At 74.2% G+C, this 5,154-nt stretch carries 3 protein-coding genes; 1 reads left to right on the top strand and 2 read right to left on the bottom strand.

Translation table 11 applies throughout. The features are described 5' to 3' along the window. Nucleotides 1–188: 188 nt before the first annotated feature. Both ACFWP3_RS40565 and ACFWP3_RS40560 read right to left on the bottom strand, forming a co-directional pair. Entirely contained in the window at nucleotides 189–806 is a 618-nt protein-coding gene (locus tag ACFWP3_RS40565; RefSeq protein WP_384231732.1) for a pyridoxamine 5'-phosphate oxidase family protein, read from the bottom strand. A gap of 92 nt (nucleotides 807–898) precedes the next feature. Next, on the bottom strand, nucleotides 899–2,029 hold the full coding sequence (locus ACFWP3_RS40560; protein WP_384231730.1) for a globin domain-containing protein: 1,131 nt from the start codon (nucleotides 2,027–2,029) through the stop codon (nucleotides 899–901). Nucleotides 2,030–2,528: 499 nt separating this feature from the next. Between ACFWP3_RS40560 and ACFWP3_RS40555 the strand changes: the two genes are divergently transcribed. Further along, nucleotides 2,529–5,150: a PEP/pyruvate-binding domain-containing protein gene (locus tag ACFWP3_RS40555; RefSeq protein ID WP_384231727.1), complete on the top strand. Its 2,622-nt coding sequence runs from the start codon at nucleotides 2,529–2,531 to the stop codon at nucleotides 5,148–5,150. Nucleotides 5,151–5,154 lie beyond the last annotated feature (4 nt).

Here is a 5,154-nt window from a genome sequence, read left to right as displayed (position 1 = left end):
TCTGAGGTTTATACGAGACCGGTGCTAGGCCGTCTCTTTCGGATCTTGCCGGTTAAGCCCGCGTCGTCTGGTGCCGTGCATCGCAAGGCGGAGGGGCGCCCGAGTACTGGACGTACCTGGGCGCCCCGACAACGCGGCGAGGTGCGGTGCCAGGCGGCGCGGGTCAGGCTAGATCCGGAAGAGCCGGCCTAGCGGCGGTGCGCCCCCGGTGCCGGCTCCAGGCCGGTGAAATAGCTCGCGTCCTTGGGGCGAGCCGCGTCATGGCTGCCGGGGCGGGGCGCCGGCTCCAGGTGGGGTATGTACTTCGAGCAGTGGATGTAGGCCTCTTCGACGCTCATCTGGACCCACATCTCCGGAGTGCGTCCGGGCGCCGCGCCGCTCGGCAGGGCGGCGTGCCGGGCGCGCAGGCCCGCGTCGGTGTACAGCCGGGCCACGCCGTTGACGTGCAGGCCCACGTGGTGGTGGGTGAAGTCCACGAAGAGCATGCCGAGATGCGGGTTCTCCGTCATGTTGCCGGCGCTGGCGAGCACACCGTTCCCGCGGAACTCGGGGTAGGCGAGCGTGTGGTCGTCGATCACGTGGACGAACCCCGGCGGACCCGCCCGGAAGCTGGCATCGCATTCCCCGTGGGAGTCGGCGGTGGCCAGGAAGACCATGGACTGGCGGCCGATGAACTCCCGCATCTCGGACGTGAGGCACGGGCGCACCTGCTGGTCGTAGAACCGGGCGGCGCGCTCGGCGGTGCCCAGCTGCTGCTGCAGCCGGTGCTCACCTGCTGATCCGAAGGACGGCGGGGACGAGGTCACGGGGCGTTTCTCCTGGCAGGACGGGGCAGGGCGGGGCGGGCAGGGCGGGACGGGCAGGCGAGCAGTACGGGCGGGGCGGGCCGGCGGGTGGCTCAGGGCAGGGACAGGACCGGCGTCTCGAACGGGTCGTGGTGGATGCGCTCGGGCAGGGTGCCGCCCAGCGTGAGCGTCTCGTTGGCGGCGACGACCATCTGGGCCGGGCCGCTCAGGTAGACGTCGTGCTGGTACCACGGTCCGTACTCGGCGAGCACCTCCGGCAGGGATCCCCGGATGCCCGGGATGTACTCGTGGGAGACCGCGCCCCGGATGCTCAGCCAGTGGTGGCGCTGGGCCATCCGGAGCATGTCGTCCACCCCGTACAGCTCGGCTCCGGTGCGGGCGCCGAGGAAGAGGTCCACCTGGTGGCGCCCGCCGCGCCGGGCAACCTCTTCGACCAGTGCGCGGATCGGCGCGAGGCCGGTCCCGCCGGCCACGCAGAGCAGATCGCGGTGGACGGCCGCGTCCAGCACCATGTCGCCCATCGGGGCGCCCAGGCGGACCACGTCGCCGACCGCCGCCCGGTGGACCAGGGCGTCGCTCACCGAGCCGCCGGCGACCGCGCGCACGTGGAAGGTGAGGGTGCCGTCCTCGCGGGGCGCGTTGGCGGGGGAGTAGTAGCGCCAGTGCTTCGGCAGCCACGGGGTCTCGACGCTCGCGTACTGTCCGGCGGCGTAGGCGTACGGCATGTGGGGCCGTACGGTGATCTCGGCGATCCCGTGTCCGCGCGCGAGGCGGTGCACGATGGTGGCGGGCCACACGGCGGGCCGTACCGCCTCGTCCGCCGCGGCCGCGCCGATCATGACGTCGGCGACCACGCCGTACGCCTTGGTCCAGGCGGCGGCGATGTCCGCGGTCCACGCGGGGCCGGCGTAGCGGGCGAGCGAGGCCAGCAGGCACTCGCCGACGGCGGGGAAGTGCGCGCTGAGCGTGCCGAACTTGCGGTGGTCGCGTCCGAGGTGTCCGCAGAAGCGGACCAGGCTCTGCGGGTCGTCGACCAGGTCCACGATGCGCAGCAGCGCGCGCAGCAGACGGCCGCGCTGGGCGTCCATGCCCGGCGGGAACAACGGGCGGACCTCGGGGTAGCGGGCGAAGAGGATGGCGTAGAAGTACACCGTCATATCGGCGGCGAGCGGTTCGACCACGGCGACGGAGGCGCGAACGAGGTCGATCTCGTGGGCCGACAAGGGAGGCTCGGAGGCCTGCGGTTCGGCGGCGTCCGGCTCAACGGAGGAGACGGCCGTGGTGGGTGACGGGTGATCCGGAGCGGGGAGGTGGGACGCGGGGCCCGGGCGGGGTATTCGGAATCTCAAAGGACCAGCGCTCCTCCCCCCGTTGTTCGAGGTGGTGTCTGCGTGGTGGCCGGGAGAGCGGGGGCGGGGGCGTCGCAGGTGGTGGGCATGAGTCCTCACGGCAGCGGGCAGTACTGAAACGGATCAAGCGGTTCCGGACGCTACATGACGCTGCGGGTGACTCAGAAGTAGCCAAGGGGGCGACGGGCACCGGGCCGGTTCCGTCTGGACGGGTATCTCCGCTAACAGGCGCTTCGGGTGCGCCTGACCTTCACAGCACCGCCACATTCCGCCGCGATCCGCCACACGCCGCCGCCTTCGGTGAGCGCCCCGTGAGGTCCGGTGCCAGGCTTGGTGGTCGAGACCACGGGCGTCCGCGGAGGAGGAGCGTGCCATGGACAAGGCGGCGGCGAGCGCGCCGGACGGGGCCGGCCTCGTCGTCCCGCTGGGGCGGCTGGGCGCGGCCGACCTGGCGGTCGCGGGCGGGAAGGGCGCGAATCTGGGCGAGCTGGTCCGCGCGGGCTTCGCGGTGCCCCCGGGTTTCGTCGTGACCACGGCGGCCTACCGGCCGCCGGATCCCGCCCGGCTCGGCACCGGCGGCCCCGCGGCGGTCCGCGAGGCCGTGGCCGGGGGCGGTGTCCCGGAGGACGTGGCGCAGGCGGTGCGTGCCGCGTACCGGGACCTCGGCGGCGGGGCCGTCGCGGTACGGTCGAGCGCCACCGCCGAGGACCTGCCGGAGGCCGCGTTCGCCGGCCAGCAGGACACCTTCCTCAACGTGATCGGCGAGCCGGACCTCCTCGACGCGATCGCCCGCTGCTGGGCATCGCTGTGGACCGACCGCGCGGTCGACTACCGCGCCGGGCACGGCGTCGACCACGCCCGGGTGAGGATGGCCGTCGTCGTGCAGCGCATGGTCGCCTCCGAGTACGCGGGGGTGGCCCTCACCAGCGATCCCGTCACCGGTGACCCGTACGCGCTGGTCATCGACTCGAGCCCTGGGCTCGGCGAGGCGGTGGTCTCCGGGCTGGTCTCCCCGGAGCACATCGTGGTCGACACCCGTCGCTCGAAGGTGGTCGTCCGCACCGCCGGACACCACGAGATCCTGGTCCGGCCCCGCCCCGGCGGTGGCACCGAGCAGATCACCGGGACCGCGGCCGGCGCCGCGCTGCCCGCGCCCGCCCTGCGGCAGCTCATCGGCGTGGCCCGGGACATCGAGCGGCACTTCGGCCGTCCGCAGGACATCGAATGGGCCTGGGCCGACGGGAAGCTGTACGTCCTCCAGGCCCGCCCGATCACCGCCCTGCCCGCCCCGCCCGCCTTCTCCGTACGCAAGCACCTGGCGGGCCTGCCGCGGCTGCCTGCCCTGTCGGACCTGTCGGACCTGTCGGCCCTGCCGCAGCGCTTCCAGCGGCTGACGAGCACGATGCTCAGCGAGGTCCTGCCGGTCCGCCCCTACCCGATCGACATCTCGGCGTGGGTGGCCCCGCTGTTCGGACAGCTCGGGAACACGGTGGTCGAGGCGACCGGCATCGCCCTTCCGGCGCCGTCCGGGATGTTCACCGAGGACCGCGGCGTGGTGGTCCGGGTGGCGGTGCCGCTGCCCAAGCCCACCCTGCGGCTGCTGACGGCTCCCGTCCGCCTCGTACGAGCCGCCCGCCGCCACGACCCGGCCCACTGGGCCTCCGATCCGCTCATCGGGGCCGTGCGCCGACGCGCGGACGAACTCCGCGGACCGGACACCGCCGGCGCCTCCTGGCCGGACCTTATGGCCCGGGTCAAGGAAGGGCCCGCGATCGCCGCGCCGCTGCTGGGACTGCGGCTGCGCTACTTCCCCCGTACCTTGCTGGCGCTCGCCGGCCTGTACGTCACGCTGTCGGCGCTGCGGCGGCGCCCGCTCATGGGCGCGCTGCTGTCGGGCGTGGACACCCTGACCGCCGACGCGAACCGTTCGCTCGAGGAGCTGGCGGCCGCGATCCGGGCCGACACGGGACTCTCGGAGACCTTCGCCCGGCGCTCCGCCGAAGAGCTGTACGAGGCCCTGCACACCGGCCTGCGGGAGTCGAGCCCCGGCTTCGCGGCCGGCTTCGAGGCGTTCCTCGACCAGTACGGACACCGTGACACGGCGACTCCCCTGCTGCTCACACCGGGCACCTGGCGCGACCGGCCGGACGTCGTCCTCGGCATCCTGAAGGGCCTGGCCACCCAGGACCCGCCACCGGCCGGCCCGCACCCCGCCGACCAGGCCGAACAGGCCCTGTTCCGGCACCCCTTGCTCCGCCGCGGGCCCGAACCGGCCCGGTCGGCGGTCCGAGCGCTGCTGCGGCAGGCGCGCTGGTTCCAGCAGATCCGCGACGACACCCGGTTCCTGGCGATGCTCCCGCTGCCGACGATGCGTCAGGCACTTCTGGAGATGGGCCGCAGGCTCGTCGCGGCCGGCGTGCTCGACGCCCCGGAGGACGTCTTCCACCTGCGCCTCGACGAACTCGACCGCATCGGCCCCTGGCCGCCCCCGCCCGAACTCGCCACCGGGCTGCGCGAGCTCGCCGCCCAGCGCAAGGCCGGCCGCGCCGCGCTCGCCGGGACACCGCTCGTCCCGCTCGCCCCGGTACGGCCGTCCGACGCGACGCACGGCGGCGACGCCGGCGCACTGCTGTACGGAACCCCGGGCAGCGCCGGTGTCGCGCAGGGGCCGGTCCGCGTGATCCACGGCCCGGACGACTTCGGCGCGCTCCGCAACGGCGACGTCCTGGTCGCCCCGTACACGAGCCCCGCCTGGACCCCGCTGTTCCGCCGGGCCGCCGCCGTCGTCACGGACACGGGCGGAGTGGCCTCCCATGCCGCGATCGTCGCCCGCGAGTACGGCATCCCGGCGGTCATGGGCACCGCGGACGCGACGGCGCGGCTGACCGACGGGCAGCGGGTCCGCGTGGACGGCGACCGCGGACTGGTCCTGCGATCCGACGGTCCCGAGGGCTCCGACGGCTTCGGCGGCTTCGGCGGCCCCGGCCGGCCCTGACCCG

The organism is Streptomyces sp. NPDC058525, from assembly GCF_042719495.1.
In the GTDB taxonomy this organism is placed as follows: domain Bacteria; phylum Actinomycetota; class Actinomycetes; order Streptomycetales; family Streptomycetaceae; genus Streptomyces.
This window is presented reverse-complemented; position numbering and strand designations above follow the sequence as displayed.